Genomic DNA, 14,038 nt, shown 5'->3' with positions numbered 1-14,038 from the left:
GGGCCCGCCACTGCGCGGAGAGCTGACGGAGCGGTGCGGCGGTTTCCGGTTTGGCGCTGCGGGTGGAAAGGGTTGCCTGCTGGCGGAGCTTGATGGTGGTTGTGGCGCTTGGGGGAGCGCTGTGGCTGGCGGTCCATTCGGCCACGAGACGGTCTGTTTCCAGATCGATGAGGCGGGAGCGGTTGGAGAATTCGCGGATGAGTACCTGGTCGACGCCGGTGAGTTGCTGACTGGGGTTGTGTGTGTTTGCGGCCGGCTCACGGATATCGGCGTCGGTGCCGAGGTTTCGGTGGAGTGTGTCGAAGAGGAGACCGTTATAGTGCTCGCTGGCAGCGACCGCGGCTTTGTACAGCGTCCGCGAATCCAGCGTGACCCACGCGTCGTCGGTGATGCGCTGGACGCGGTTGGCGATGACCAGGTGGGTGTGAAGCTGCGGATCTCCGGCACGGGACTCCCAATGGTCGAAGGCGGCAGCGATGGCTCCCCGGGTGCCGAGGTAGGCGACGCCGTTGCGGCCGGCCCTCGTGTGGATTGCCGATTCTTCGAGCCACTGCAGGGTGGCGTCGACGGCGTCGTGGTGGGTCTGGAGGATTTGGTCCTGTAGAGCGCGGGGGCTCAGGGCCCAGAGGACGGACACGGATTTGGGAACGCTGAAGGTGAGGTCGAATCCGACGACTGCGTGGCGCGTTTCGGTTCGGCCCTGGCTGTTCTGGACGACCGTGGGTTGGCCGTACGGACGCCCCAGGGGAGTGCCGGTATCCGGGTGGACTGCGTGGTCGAAAAGGGCTTTGGCGTCGGGTTCCGTGACGACGTCTCCGCTGGTCCGACTGATGCCTTGCAGGCCGGAACCCAGCCAGCGTCCCTGAGGCGTTCCCGCTTTCATGTAGTACGTGGTGGCATCTGCGGGAGTGACCGTCAGATCGTCCAACATGGTGGTTTTGAAGAGGTACTTTAGGCCCGACTGGGCGGACAGCCGGGCGATGGACATGGTCATTGCTTCTGCGCTTCCCGATGACGGCTGGAGGATGTCCACCCTCGCCGACGGAATATCGCTTTCGTGCGGTTGTCCATTTCAAGGCCGGTGGTCTGGGACAGAGCCAGCAGCTTGCCTGCCAGGCGGACCAAGTCGTCAGCGTCAGTTTTGTGCGCGGTTTGCTGTCGGTCGAGGTCTACGCGGAGGCGCTTGATGATGCCTCGTTGGTCCGCGTTCTCCGCCGCCAAATGGTCGATGTCTACGGCTTGGGATCGAAGCTGGACGCGGAGTGAATCGAGGACCCGGCTGCTCTCTGCGACGGCGGCAGGAATGCGGGCCGGGGCGTTGTGCGGGGGCTCTATGTGGCCCGGTGCTTTGGCGCGTGAATTGAGCGCAACAACCGCGCCGGGAACTGGCGGCGCCCACTTTGCTCTTTCCCGCCGTCGCCGATCACGCTGTCTGTTGGCGCAGCGTGTAGAGCAGAACCGCTGCGACGTGCGCGACGGCTCGAAGCGCTCGCTGCATTCCCCGCAATTCTTTCCGGTCACAGTCGTTCATCAACGCCGACGCGCCCTGCGACATGACTTGCCGTGAGCACGCGCTCACGGCGACAACCTTGGATGCCAGAGGTGTGAGGGTGGTGCGAGGGTAGCGCGGTTTTGTGCTCTGGACATGTCCAGAGCACAGGCGTTCAATGGTGGTAGGCGAGTCTTGGCGGGCCATGTGAGCGGGCCGATTCGTCGAAGGGCAGCGGGCATCGATACGAGCCAGCAGCCCAGATGATGGGACTCCAATGGGACATTTTGCGGACTCTGAATATTCGCCGTCGCGCAGCGCTGCGGAAGGCTTCCGAGCGCTGAACCTGCCAAGCCGTCTCTCCTTGGACCGTCTGATCTCGATCATCGAGAAGGTCCGCGGACGACGGATTGAGATCGACGTTTGTGAGTCGTTAAACAGCGGAACGGTCTGTGGGCTGTGGCTGTCCACGAACACTCGGGAGATCATCCTGCACGCGCCAACGCCGTCGGCGCTTCACCGCCAGCAATTTATCCTTCACGAACTCGGACATATGGTGCTCCGCCACGATGAGGCGGTGGTGTCCGCGAACTACGCCGAGACCCTGTTTCCCAATCTTTCCGGCGAGAAAGTCTCCCGCATCCTGGGGCGCAGTGACTTCCTGGATCACATCGAAGCCGCCGCCGAGACCCTGGCGGATCTCTTCGCCGCTGCAATTAGGGACAGCAGCATCGAGCCCCGGTCGTTTGAAAGGATTTTGGGGTGATCCAGGTCTTTGCCGCCGCCGTGATCTGGGGCCTGGTCCTGTGCCTCCTTCCAAGCATGAAGCGGCGCAGCGACCACAGCATCATGGTGGCCGCCGTGACTATTGCCATCGCACTAACCCTGAACGTCGACAAGATCTACCTCGAGGGAGACCGGCTTCTCGGCGGCCGCAATGTCCTGGACCTGGTGGCCAACACCTTTATGGTCGTCGGGATCTACTTCCTGTCCCGGGCGATCCTGCGGGCAGCCGATCCAGACGAGACGATGGACCGGCGCAACGGGGGCGGATTAATTCTGCTCGGAGTGGTCGTCGTCGCACTGATTCTGAGTTTCAGCCTGGTTGATGCCCCGCGGACGTCCACCTCTTTTATGAAGAACTTTGGCAGCCAGTGGGCAGCCGCCGCCTACTCAAGCATCCAGTTCCTCTACATCGGAGTGGTGGTGACCGTCACCGGCTATACGTGCTTCAAGTTCCGTGGCGAGATGGCAAGGCCGTATTTCCGCCTCGCACTCACTTTCATCGGCATTGGCTGTTTCCTGGCCGTGGTGCTGGTTCTTGCGGTGCTGGGCATGGATCTCCTGCATCTAGTGGGAGAGATTGAGTCGATGATGCGGCTCTCCTACGTGTACGACGCCGCGGTATTCGGAGCCATGGCGTTTCTGTGCGTGGGCCTTGCCCTGCCTCCCGTCGCGCGTAGCCTGGAGCGCAGGTCCGATTCCCGGACCGCCGCCGTCCTCCTCGAACGCTTGGCTGAGCCCTGGGAACGAACCACCGCGGCCCGCTCCGGGGTTCGGCTCAACGTTCCAGCGGGAGCCGGCGACCCGCGGGATGCGTCCAAGCAGCGACTCCACCGGATGCTGGTTGAGATCCGCGACGCCCTCCTGGTAGACCCCGAACTTGCCAAGTCACTAGGGGAGAGTGATATTCAGGTACTGGCTGAAACGGAGGAGTATCTCGGAACCCGAGTTTCCGCACCCGGGCATTGGGGAGCCAGGACGCCAATCAAGGGGGAGTTGAAGTCATGACAGACAGCGACGGCGGGCTCTCCGAAACGCCGCAAGCACGCCTCGCCCGAAAGCTGAATCTCCTCCTCGATCTTTTTGAGGCCCAAGGGTCTTCGCCGTTGACCTATCCGCAGATAAGCCGGCACATGGAGGAGCGGGGAACGCCCTTGTCCCGCTCGCGGTGGGCCTATATGCGCAGCGGAGACGGTCCCATGGCGACGGACACCGCGCTTCTTCAGAACCTTGCCGACTATTTTGGCGTCGACTCCCGGTACCTCCTGGACGACGCAGGGGAGATCCCCGATCTTGTCGATGCCCAGCTGCAGCTGTTGCGGACGCTGCGGGAAAACCGCGTCAGGAACTTTGCGGCCCGGCAGCTGCAGGCGATTTCCCCCGCCACGCTGCTGCGTTTACGCCAAGTAATCGACGACCGCATGAAAGAGCCAAAGGACGACGGCGGTGCGTAGGTCCGTTGTGGGCGTGGTCATCGGAGGTGTCATGGCGGGCGCCGCAGCGCTTCTCGCGGCCGCCTATTTCGCGCGTCAGATTGTGGTGCCCGCATCGCGGCGCGTTGAGGATCTGCCGATCCTCAGGGTGTTCCGCGACGGCAACGGTTCGTTGCTGATTGAACTGCCTGCATCGCCCCGGACTACGGTTCCGGGCCGCTACAGCATCTGGTTTGCCAATGGCGCAGGCCACGCCTGCATCGGAAAGATCGTGGCCACCGACGACGGCGCAGGGCCCGCCGCCGTCGGGACGGTGACGAGGCTGGTTGAACGGGTTGACTCGGGGGACCTGCTGAGCGCCAAGGCCGGGATCTGGAGCGGGTACGTCTATCCGACGCCGGACCCACTGGGCCTTCCCTGCAAAGACGTTGGGATTCCGGTGCAGAACGGCATTGCGACTGCCTGGCAGTTCCCACCCACTGAAGCCTCCGCAGGAAGTTCCGCCACGTGGGCCATCCATGTGCACGGCCTTGGCGGCAAGAAATCCGGCGCATTGCGCGGCGTGCCCGTGGCGGACCGGTTGGGTTACACCTCTCTGGTGGTTTCATTCCGGAATGATGGGGAAGCGCCAGCGTCAGCGGATCGCCGCTACCACCTGGGACAGTCCGAGTGGCGCGACGTGGACGCAGCCGTCTCGTATGCCCTGGATCAGGGCGCTAGCCAGATTGTGCTGTTCGGATGGTCCCTCGGCGGCACGATTGCACTTCAGCTGACCCTGGAGTCGGAGTTCCGGGATCGCATTGTCGGGCTCGTTCTCGATGCGCCGGTCATTGACTGGACCAGCACGCTGATGGCCAACGCCCGATCAAGCATGCTTCCGCGCTGGATTGCGGCCTTGGGCCTGCGGATTCTTGAGTCACCGCGGCTGTGTTGGATCGCCGGGCTGGGAACAGCCTTGAATTTGAGGGCCCTGGATGTGGTAGCCCGAGCGGACGAACTCCGTCTACCTGTACTGGTGATCCACAGTGAGAGGGACCGGTCGACTCCCTTCGCGGTTTCCCGCCGGTTCGTCGACCGCCGTCCTGATCTGGTGACGCTGGTGACCTTTCCGTCTGTGGAGCACACGCAGGAGTGGAATGCCGATCCGGAGGGGTGGGACGCGGCGGTGTTTGGGTGGCTCCGAAGCCGTGTGGCCTCGGGATGACTGCCGGTGCCCCGGGTAGATCCATCTCTCGATACGTGGTCAGGATGCCTCAAGCCCGCGATTCTGATACGCCGTGTTCCGGTCCATGGTCCAGCCGGCGACTATTCCGCGACCGATCATTTGGTCACTGAGCCTGGCCAGGTGGTAGCCGGGGTCGGCTTCGAGGGCGAGTTGCAGGAACTGGTGGGCCTTGCTGCCTCTGCCCTCCCACCAATTGATGAAGGCGATGGCGGTGAGGATGGGGGCGGAGTGGCTGGTGCTGCTGCGTGTGTAAGCGTGTAACAGCAGCTGCTCTGCCCACTCGACCCGGGACCAGCGCGGCTTGCTGTTCGTCTGGGCCAGGAGGACACGGTCCATGGGTTCGTCGATTCCGGGGATGTCCGAAATTAGTTGATCCCGAATGGTGGGGAACTGGAGGCTCGCGATCAGGCCGATGATTCGCTCGTCGGGCGGGAAGGATTTTGCGTCCAGCATTTCCGTCCAAAGCGTCCGGGCCCGGTCCATGGCATCTCGGACGTTTAGGCTCTGCATCGATTTCACGCAACTTTCGACGGCGTCCGCAGTCTGGGTTTCCTTGGTCGAAGCCGGCAGTGTGATGCGGTTAGTCGGGGCGATGGTGCTGCCGCGGTAGACGAACTCGGCGTTGATCTGGCTGGACTGCGTCGACGTTAGAGGCAGGGATGGTCCGGCCTTGGGATCGCCGTCGTATTGGGAAACTGTGTCGTCTCCCACGAGGAGTCCGTCGCGGATGGTCATGCCCCGCTCGGCAAGGGCCCCTGTCAGAGCCGCGATGGTTGCGGCGTGGGGCCTGGTGCGGCCGGCCTCTGCGGGCATCGACGTGTAGACAGCGAAGACGATGCTGGCGGCCTTGGCGTCATGGGCCAAGTATTCGGCGATGGTCTGTGCGTAGCTGATCTCTGACCCCGGCTTCGGCAGGTCAACGCGGAGGGTGGCCCCGACGTGGTTATCGACCAGGGTGATGCAGACGAGGCTTTCGTGGGGCCAAAACCCCAGGGTGTGTCCGACGAAACTGAGAACGTCAGCGGGCGTTTTGATCGTGAACGTTTCCATGATTCTTCTCCTTCAGCGACTGGCGGGCACCGGGCGTGCTTGTCAGATTTCGGCGTCGTTCTGATAGAGGAGTCACCGCTGGGTACGAGGGACCGGAGTGCAACTGGGGAACCGGTCACGAGCCAAGATTTCGCGAGGAAAAAAGCGACGGAGGAGCGCCGAACGAAATTTTGAGTCGCGACCGGCGCGCAGCGCCCTGGTTGTGCGGAGGACCCGCCCAGCGATGATGGGGAATCAGAATGACCAACAGCGAAGATGCTTCTGGTCATTCATGGATCCGAAGGAGCTGGGCTGCATGACGGGAAGACACCGAAGATACCCAAATCCAGCCCGAGTAAGCTACAGCCGCTAGCAGACAATGCGACACGACTGTTGGACTCCACCAGCCCAACGAAACCGGACAATCGGACCTCACCAATTCATTGGCGAGCGTCCCTTCGGAACTGTGGTGCAGCGCGAACCTCAAGGGGAGGGCCGACTGGCGCTCGTGATCTCTTTCTGAGGGCCGTCGGTGCCGGAAAATCTGATGCCGGCACATCATCCGCCCGCCATCGCGAGACCTCGGCAATCATCGCGGATTGTGGGCGAATGGCTGATCCCGACCGCCCTACTGATGGTGGAGCAAGCTCCATCGAATCTTGCGATGATGAGCCTGCCTGCATTTTCGATCCTGAGACTGGCTTTGCGATTAACGAGCGGGGTCTAGACACACTCCGTTGGTACTCTTACCTGAGCGATTTAATAGAAGATGGGGAAGATTCTTGAAGGTTTTTATTAGCTGGTCCAAAGAGCGCAGTCTCATTGTTGCGAAAGCGCTTGAGGAGTGGCTTCCTCAAGTAATCAACCAGGTTCAGCCTTGGATGAGCGCGAAGAGTATCGAATCGGGTAAGCTCTCCATCTCTCAGATAAGTGACGCGCTTGAATCAACCAACTTCGGCATCATCTGCGTAACTCCAGAAAACCAGCATGAGACGTGGCTGAACTTTGAGGCTGGCGCGCTGTCCAAAGCCGTCAAGGGTGTCAACGCCAGTGCGATTCCGCTTCTTGTCGGTTTCGATGGCATTGCCTCGCTAAAGCCGCCGCTGTCGAACTACCAGGCGCATCTTGCTACCGAGCAGGACATCAAGGTCATTGTGCATTCGATCAACAGTGCTTTGGCAACACCGCGAGACGTCGCTCAGTTGGATGCAGCCTTTGACAAGTGGTGGCCAGACTTGGAAGTTGCGATCAAGGAAGCCGAACAGTGGGCAGCAGCACCGACTTCCCGTCCAACGCAGGCGTCACGAGAACGCCTGCAGGAGCAAAAACTTGATGAAGTGTTGCAAGCCGTAAAAACGCTCATGCATCAGTTCGACGAGTTCGCGGAAAGAAGTGTGGACTTAGAGGCCTTCCTGATGCGGACCGGGATGCTGCATATTGCTGATGACCCCCACTACTTGAACTACAGGGCGGCGACCGCCCGGGACTCTGTTTACGTGCCAGCGCCTCCTCTCCAGGAGACCATTACCAACACCATCAGTCGACATCTCAACCAAAATCTTCAGCTACGAGGTTCATCCGTATCCGTGGCAGAGACCGGTCTGATTACTGTGACGACGCCGATTCCCCTTGATGAAGCTGACCGTTCCTCTATCTCCGTCAAGGTCTTCGGAAGTCGGAAAGCCGACGAACGGATCGCCTTCAACGTTGACCCGGGAATCGGCGGCGTCTCAAAGCAGGCGGTGACAAGTTGAAAGTCTTTATTAGTTGGTCCGGTGAGAAGGCGAAAGACTTCGCTCCTGAATTGCGGGACTGGCTTTCCTTCGTCATCCATGATCTTGATCCTTGGTGAGTGACGCTGACATCGATTCGGGCACCATGTCGAACCAGGACATCCATTCGCAACTCGCGGAAACCAACTTGTACAAGGCGGCGCGCTGCGCCCGTTGGGCACTCAACTGGTCAATTTTCTGGCGCTGAAGTGCGGCCGCCGCATGCTCATCGGCAGCTTTCAACTGTCGGCCAGCGAGAGTCATCTGATGGCGGTTGGTCACATAGACCACACAAACCGCTACGACGGCGGCAGGCACTGCGCTTGCGACCGCGCCGAAAACGCCGTGCCAAATAGCGATCCAGGTGCCGCGAGAAATCCAAAGAGCGTCGCCGAAAACATTCAAATCTCTCCCCGGATCTCGCCAGAGGTATCGAAACAACCAGGTCGATCCATCGGATCGGCCTTTTTGATGCCCGGAACCTTCTATGCGGGCCCACAAGCCGAAGCCCCGCCGGTGTCCCCACAAGGCGCCGCTTCTGCGTTGGTCGAGTCGATCGAGCGGGAGGAATAGCGTTGCGAAGCTCGGATACTCGTCTAGCGGTGCACAGGCTTCATTCCTGCAACACAGACTTCCCGCTGCACCCGATGGTCGGCCCCCACGGCTACTATGAGGCATGCCAATTGAAAAACCGCCGGCACCGGGGGAACAGAAACACAAACTCGGGGAAGAAGGCACGCGACAAGCGAAGCTGTGGCTCGACTCGACTACTAGGGTCAAGCACTCCTACACCAACATGGACGATGGAGGTCCAAGCCGGCTGGCTTTCATGTGGCCGCATGGTGGCCAACCGTATTCTTATGACCTCGGAGGAGTGTTTCGTGGCAGGCCTTTCGAAAACGACACATTCGTAGCCGAGTCCAAAAACTATAAGAAAGCAGCGGATCAGGGCACTCACTTCGACAAGTTTCTCGCTCAGACGTATTGCACCTTGGCTAAGTACTCTCGATTGGCGCAGCACTTCATATGGATTACTTGGGCGCCCTTTCGCTCGGACACGTGGGACGAACTGCACTCCAGTGAGAACATCTTAAAGGCGCTGGACAGGCACAGGGACAAAGTCTTCGGCAAGGACGAGAAGCGGCTGATTGCCGAGATTGTCGACATGGAGATCGTGGCGCACATGGTCGAAAACATCTGGCTTATCGTTCTTTCGCAAAAACAAACGAAGCTGGTCATTTCGCACGAAGATCGAATCGAGCTTAATCGGATACGCGATAGGCGGGAATACGAAAATGCACACTGACGTCGCGGTGGATAGCCAAAGCTCGAGCGTCAACTCCATAAAGGACGGCGTCGCGGATCATTTCCGTGCGGCCGATGCCAAAGTTGAAGTTCACAGCACTGAATACTTCAACAACACATATTCCCCGGATCTCGTTCTCACTTGGCCCGGAACGAAGGAAAAACGCCTCGTCTACCTGAGGGCAAACAGTAACCCGCAATACCTGCAAGAGGACATCGTGCTCTTGGGCGAGGACCACCACTCGATTCTCATGCCCCTGGCAGCATCTGCAGTCGCGAGGGAAGAGACCAAGGTTGAGCTCGATCTCCAGACGCTCTCCTCCAAGCACAAGGTTCTGGTGGCGAACTCCGACAGTTTGCAGGCCTTAGCCCCCGGCGCAAAGAAGTCCCCGTACGCGGGATTGATCTCCCGCGCCGTCTTACAGGGCGGTAAAGGCGTGATCAGGAAGCCTCGCGCGCAGACAATTACGGAGACTGTGACTGACGCTTTTGCCAGTGCCAGCCATTCCTCCCCGGAGCACATCGAGGAGGCCGTCCAGGCGGCGGCACTCGCTCTGGACACACCGCGCTCAAATGCGATCAACAGCTTCATGCAGGCGTTGTGGATCGCGTCAGGCGAGCCGGCAAGCACGTTTCCCGTAACCGTGGCTTCCGTTCCTTCGATCGATTCATCTTCTCTCTCCTTTTTGTTGGAGATGGATGACCTTGATGACGACGACTTTTGGAGCAGGCTGGGTGCGGACATCGAGATCGAGTCCATTCTTGCTTCCGGAGTCGTAGGTTCTCCTGCTAATCTCCAGCGCCTCATGAAGGCAAACGCCTCGCGACTCCGCGCGAGGGTGTGCAGAGTCGTGGAGGCCGCTAGTGGGGCGGTAGAGAAGTCCTGGTTCTTGGGAGCCGGTGGCCTTGGGTTGAACATCGCCGATTTTTCAGCCATCTTCACGAACAGCCGGATTGCAGACCTCGAGATTGAGGGAGCCGATTCGAGGCAGACCGTTGATTCGGTCAGTGAGCGCGCCATCGGCGCAGACATAAGGATATTGGCTCTGAGTATGGCCGCTAAGGAGTCCAGGGTCGACTACGCGGGCCTGGGTGAAGCCAATATCTCGAAGGACACCCAACTCTCTAACGTAGCCACAGCCCTTGGCTCCACCGCAGAAGTAGTTTCCGTAACCACGGCTGTGGGAGCGGCAAATAGGCGGCTCATTTGCGATTTGCCTTCTTCTACGGGGCGTGGAGCTTCAAACTCGAAATACTACCTTTCGGAGATGGCTCTAAACGCGGTACCTCTTTTCATCCCGCTTCAGGACACGGATCTTGCAGATCTGAAGGCTGTCGTCGGGTACGAGGAACACAGAGCCGCCTCGGATGAAGTGGCCGAGTCGGATGCTGAGGCCCGAATTGTGACCCAAAGCACCGACTAGCCTCGTCGTATAGGTTGAGGGCCCGTTCTCCGCATGGAGACAGGGCCCTCAGTCGTCCGGCGTTGCGCCCTTCAACGGCGACCGATATCGCTCCCATGAGCAAGACCGCCGGACTATTCACTCGGCAGGGCTGAGGGAGACACTGCAAGGTGTTGGCTTCTGCACCCGGGTTCGAGTCCCGGGCAGTCCACTGACGGCGGCAGCTATAGGACAAGCGGGAGAGCCAATTTCCGGCCACAAGGGTGTAATAGGTGTGAGCTTCTAAGCTGGCTCAAATCCAAATGTGTGAACGCGGCCCGAGTTGGCCTCATTCATCATGCAGACCATCGATTCCCCTCGTTCGAGCAACGACAAATAGTGGTGGTCAAGCAGAACGACTAACTTCCGAGCTACTTGTATTCCGTACGTTGCGCCAACTGAGGGCTCCGGCATGGTCTGGAAGGGATTCGTGGCGTGCAACCAGGCGCTTAGACGGCCCCACGTCGGCAAGTACTCGTCCTCAGTCAGGTGCCCGCCGGCAATGGCTCGCATCTCGATGACCTCGCCGTCATCATCGTGAATCTGAGTACAGGGCACTGGCCAGAATGCCGGGTTTAATTCCTTCGCAAGCTTGAAAGCATCTTTGTGTTCCTTCTTGGCAAAGGCCGTCGACACCGCTTCCACCGCCTTCCTGTTGGTCACTAAGGATGACAACACGAGCGTTTCGAGAGCGAGACGCAGCTGCAACAGTCCCGCTTCGACCGAGGGATAAACGTTTGGAGGCTCGAAGAAGCCCGCGGCAGCCTTGATGCGTGCCTTGATTTGCTCCATTTGCCCGGCATAGAGCTCGAAGTCATCGGATGTAAGGCTTGCAAACTCAGTCATGGAACAAGTATCCATGCCGCTCGCGGAAGTCGGATAAGTAGGTGATGGGATGGCAGCCTCACGCACTGGCCGGGCTGTCGGGTGGTCATGCAGGTGGCTGTTCGCTTCTCCATGAGATGTTCGGAAAGGAGGAACCGGCCGCCATGATGTTCGTCGAATTTCAGTATGAGGGCCGCCCGGTAGTGCGGCGCTCATTTTGGGCGATCGGGTTCCGGGGGCCCACTCTTCATATCGGAGCAAGATCGCGCGCAGGACAAAACTGCCCCGCCCGGACGGCTGTGTATGCAGCCTCGTTGGGGGGTGCCTCTATGGTTTTCGCCAAGCGGCTGAGGGTATCCGTGGTTCGTAGAGGGTGCCGTCCCTGAGCATGGCGTAGAGGGTTTCGCAGCGGCGGCGGGCCAGGGCGATTAGGGCCTGGTTGTGGCGTTTGCCTTCGGCTCGCTTGCGGTCGTAGTAGGCCCTCGACGGAGGTTCTTTCAGTGCGGCGAAGGCGGAAAGGAAGAAGGCTCTTTTGAGGATCTTCTTTCCCTTCCGGGATGGGTGATCGCCGCGGATAGATGTCCCGGATCTCCAGGTCACGGGGGCGAGGTCAGCGTAGGAGGCCAGATGCCCGGCGGATGCGAAGTCTTTGCCGACGATCTCCGTGAGGATCCGTGCTGCGGTCATGACGCCAACCGCCGGGAGTGACGGCAGGACCGGGTGAAGAGGGTGGGCCTCCACGAGGGCTTCGACCTGGGTGTAAACGGTGTCGCGGGCTTGCCTGATGTCGGCGAGCATCCTCGCCAACTGTGGCGGCACGATCGTGGCAGCGTTTGTCCCGACGACGGTGACCGATTGTTGGTCCAGTGCGTCGATGATCTCGTCGGCGAGGCGTTCGCCCATCCTGGGTGCAAGCTTTGTGAGCCGGTTTGCGATCCTGCGCCGGCCGGCATGGCGGAGGGCTTCGGGGGTCGGCCAGGTCCGCAGCAGATCAAGCACTGCCGGGTGGTCCAGGCGTGGGCCCAGGACACGCTCCAATGCGGGGTGGATCTGGGTCAGCAGGCCCCGGATCCGGTTCGATGTCGCGGTGGCCTGTTTGGCCAGATCGTCGTCGAAGCCGCAGAGCATGGTCAGCGCGGCGAGCCGTTCGTCAGCGATCTGGATGGAGCGCAACGTGTGCGGCATGGTCCGGGCAGCCTCGGCGATGATGAACGCGTCCCGCGCGTCGGTCTTCGCCTCGCCAGGGTGCAGGTCCGCGATCCGGCGCATCGCCAGCCCGGGCAGGTATCTGACGGTGACACCGGCGGCCCGGGACACGGCGACCGGGAGCGCGCCGATCGTGGCCGGCTGATCAACCACGAGCAGGATACTGCCGTGCCTGTTCAAAGAGCCGAGGATTTCGCGCAGCCGGGCCTCGTCGTTAGGCAACGCCTTGTCGAAGAGTTTCTTACCGGTCCGGTCCACGGCAACGGCGTGGTGCTCGCCCTTGCCGACGTCCAGGCCGATGAAGACATCGATGGTTTCGTGGTTTCCGATCACCTGTACCTCCAGTCGCAGCAGCTGATACCCAGTGCTGGACTGTCCGCGGTGTCAGAGCCCGGCATCCACGTTACGCACGACGATCCCAACCTGTCCTGCCTCTATTTGCGGTCTCTCCGGCACCTACCGTGCCTCGGTGACAACACCCCCCGGATCATTGATGACTGGGGGCGGCAATCATGCCGGGGCCGGCAGGCCAGCACACCCACATCCTGCAACAGGAACGGGCTACGAAAAAGGTAACGGGGGCGCCGGAGAGGGCAAAAATGAGGGTGTGCACAATGTGCACACCCTGGGCTTCGGATCGGGCCGTACCGGTGACGAACCGGGCCGGATTGGCGATGTTTTCGGGGGAGCGGCGGAAATTCAACTGCTGGAACCCGGTTCGAGTCCCACCTCGGGCACAGTGTTTCCGCAGGTCAGGGGCTTTTGGAGTGTTTTTTCGCGTGCACATTGTGCACACTCTTGCCTCTGATCAGATGTTCCGGGTGTGTGGGGTCCCGGAACGGCTTATTCGGTTGTGTGGGGGAGCCTCTGGCTACGGCGGACCGGGTGCCTCCTCGCGGGGTCTCTTCTGGGTGTTCATCCTCGTTCGTCCTTCCGTTGGGTTTTCGCGTTCACTGCTTCATGGTGGCTAGAACCGCGTACAACATGATTTGCTGAATATTCTCTAGATCGACCCAGGGTTGCGGCCGGTCCGGATTGTCCGCTCTGATACCTGTTCATGCAGGACTTCGGGGGGAACGGCATGACATGGCCACTGATCCGGAGCTGATATGAGATCGCTGAGCCTGGCCCGTCGGCAGGTGTGTTAACGCCAACCCAAAACAGGGCCATTAGTGCCATTTGAAAACAGGGCCACTTGTTGTTCGTTCTATTGTGCCGTACCGGCGGTGGGTTGGTGTTTTTTGAGTCGGTAGCTGTTGCCTTTGAGGCTGATGACGTCGGCGTGGTGGACGATCCGGTCGATCATGGCCGAGGCGATGGTCAGGTCCCCGAAGACGTCGCCCCAGCGGGCGAAGGGTAGGTTGGACGTCAGGATCATCGAGGCGTGTTCGTAGCGGCTGGAGACCAGCTGGAAGAACAGGTTCGCGGCGTCCTGGTCAAACGGGATATAGCCTACTTCGTCAATTATGAGGAGCCCGTAGCGGCGTAGTTTCACCAGTTCCTGGGCGAGTTTCCCGCGGGAATGAGCC

The 14,038-nt window shown here is 60.5% G+C and carries 13 protein-coding genes and 1 pseudogene; 9 read left to right on the top strand and 5 right to left on the bottom strand.

The annotated features are described in order from the left end of the window. Positions 1–994 (bottom strand): MobF family relaxase (gene mobF, locus BJG92_RS17530; RefSeq protein WP_232085253.1); only part of this gene is annotated, 994 nt, incomplete at its 3' end. Here mobF and BJG92_RS17525 point away from each other — a divergent pair. The 5 genes from BJG92_RS17525 to BJG92_RS17505 all read left to right on the top strand — a co-directional run bounded on the left by BJG92_RS17525 (position 994) and on the right by BJG92_RS17505 (position 4,909). Beyond that, positions 994–1,266 carry a hypothetical protein gene (locus tag BJG92_RS17525; RefSeq protein WP_232085252.1) on the top strand — a complete coding sequence of 91 codons (273 nt, stop codon included), beginning with the start codon at positions 994–996 and terminating at the stop codon, positions 1,264–1,266. The two genes, mobF and BJG92_RS17525, sit on opposite strands and share 1 nt — an antisense overlap. A 500-nt stretch (positions 1,267–1,766) precedes the next feature. Continuing rightward, entirely contained in the window at positions 1,767–2,255 is a 489-nt protein-coding gene (locus BJG92_RS17520; protein ID WP_232085251.1) for a hypothetical protein, read from the top strand. Beyond that, entirely contained in the window at positions 2,252–3,280 is a 1,029-nt protein-coding gene (locus BJG92_RS17515; protein WP_232085250.1) for an MAB_1171c family putative transporter, read from the top strand. Before BJG92_RS17520 ends, BJG92_RS17515 begins: the two co-directional genes overlap by 4 nt. After that, complete coding sequence (locus BJG92_RS17510) at positions 3,277–3,726, top strand: hypothetical protein (RefSeq protein ID WP_232085249.1); 450 nt, start codon at positions 3,277–3,279, stop codon at positions 3,724–3,726. Before BJG92_RS17515 ends, BJG92_RS17510 begins: the two co-directional genes overlap by 4 nt. Continuing rightward, on the top strand, positions 3,719–4,909 hold the full coding sequence (locus BJG92_RS17505) for an alpha/beta hydrolase (RefSeq protein ID WP_232085248.1): 1,191 nt from the start codon (positions 3,719–3,721) through the stop codon (positions 4,907–4,909). The genes BJG92_RS17510 and BJG92_RS17505 overlap by 8 nt, the downstream gene beginning before the upstream one ends. Before the next feature lie 39 nt (positions 4,910–4,948). Here BJG92_RS17505 and BJG92_RS17500 read toward each other — a convergent pair whose 3' ends face one another. Next, positions 4,949–5,980, bottom strand: coding sequence for a DUF4192 domain-containing protein (locus BJG92_RS17500; protein ID WP_232085247.1), 1,032 nt, complete (start codon positions 5,978–5,980; stop codon positions 4,949–4,951). 761 nt (positions 5,981–6,741) lie between these two features. On the opposite strand from BJG92_RS17500, the gene BJG92_RS17495 reads away from it, so the two are divergent. From BJG92_RS17495 to BJG92_RS17480, 4 genes are all read left to right on the top strand, one after another. Next, positions 6,742–7,713 (top strand): TIR domain-containing protein, encoded by a 972-nt coding sequence (locus BJG92_RS17495; RefSeq protein ID WP_232085246.1) that lies wholly within the window; start codon positions 6,742–6,744, stop codon positions 7,711–7,713. Positions 7,714–7,905: 192 nt separating this feature from the next. Then, the gene (locus BJG92_RS17490; protein WP_232085245.1) at positions 7,906–8,304 is read left to right on the top strand and encodes a hypothetical protein; all 399 of its coding nucleotides are present in this window, start codon (positions 7,906–7,908) and stop codon (positions 8,302–8,304) included. Between the two features lie 103 nt (positions 8,305–8,407). After that, positions 8,408–9,037 carry a hypothetical protein gene (locus BJG92_RS17485; RefSeq protein ID WP_232085244.1) on the top strand — a complete coding sequence of 210 codons (630 nt, stop codon included), beginning with the start codon at positions 8,408–8,410 and terminating at the stop codon, positions 9,035–9,037. Continuing rightward, complete coding sequence (locus BJG92_RS17480) at positions 9,027–10,460, top strand: hypothetical protein (protein WP_232085243.1); 1,434 nt, start codon at positions 9,027–9,029, stop codon at positions 10,458–10,460. Before BJG92_RS17485 ends, BJG92_RS17480 begins: the two co-directional genes overlap by 11 nt. 261 nt (positions 10,461–10,721) lie before the next feature. On the opposite strand, the gene BJG92_RS17475 is transcribed toward BJG92_RS17480, so the two are convergent. From BJG92_RS17475 to BJG92_RS17465, 3 genes and pseudogenes are all read right to left on the bottom strand, one after another. Beyond that, complete coding sequence (locus BJG92_RS17475) at positions 10,722–11,324, bottom strand: hypothetical protein (RefSeq protein WP_232085242.1); 603 nt, start codon at positions 11,322–11,324, stop codon at positions 10,722–10,724. Between the two features lie 306 nt (positions 11,325–11,630). After that, positions 11,631–12,907: pseudogene (locus tag BJG92_RS17470) on the bottom strand (IS110 family transposase). An 809-nt stretch (positions 12,908–13,716) separates the two neighbouring features. Then, positions 13,717–14,038: ATP-binding protein (locus BJG92_RS17465; RefSeq protein WP_232085241.1), on the bottom strand; the 322-nt coding region annotated here is incomplete at its 5' end.

This window comes from Arthrobacter sp. SO5, assembly GCF_020532805.1.
Lineage (GTDB): Bacteria > Actinomycetota > Actinomycetes > Actinomycetales > Micrococcaceae > Arthrobacter.
The sequence above is the reverse complement of the archived record's forward strand: the minus strand, read 5'-3'. Positions and strand labels throughout refer to the sequence as shown.

Excerpts from the sequence above, each read along its gene's own strand:
- BJG92_RS17520 (WP_232085251.1), top strand. The coding sequence starts at position 1,767 with ATGGGACATTTTGCGGACTCTGAATATTCGCCGTCGCGCAGCGCTGCG.
- BJG92_RS17510 (WP_232085249.1), top strand. The coding sequence starts at position 3,277 with ATGACAGACAGCGACGGCGGGCTCTCCGAAACGCCGCAAGCACGCCTC.
- BJG92_RS17500 (WP_232085247.1), bottom strand. The coding sequence starts at position 5,980 with ATGGAAACGTTCACGATCAAAACGCCCGCTGACGTTCTCAGTTTCGTC.
- BJG92_RS17485 (WP_232085244.1), top strand. The coding sequence starts at position 8,408 with ATGCCAATTGAAAAACCGCCGGCACCGGGGGAACAGAAACACAAACTC.
- BJG92_RS17480 (WP_232085243.1), top strand. The coding sequence starts at position 9,027 with ATGCACACTGACGTCGCGGTGGATAGCCAAAGCTCGAGCGTCAACTCC.
- BJG92_RS17475 (WP_232085242.1), bottom strand. The coding sequence starts at position 11,324 with ATGACTGAGTTTGCAAGCCTTACATCCGATGACTTCGAGCTCTATGCC.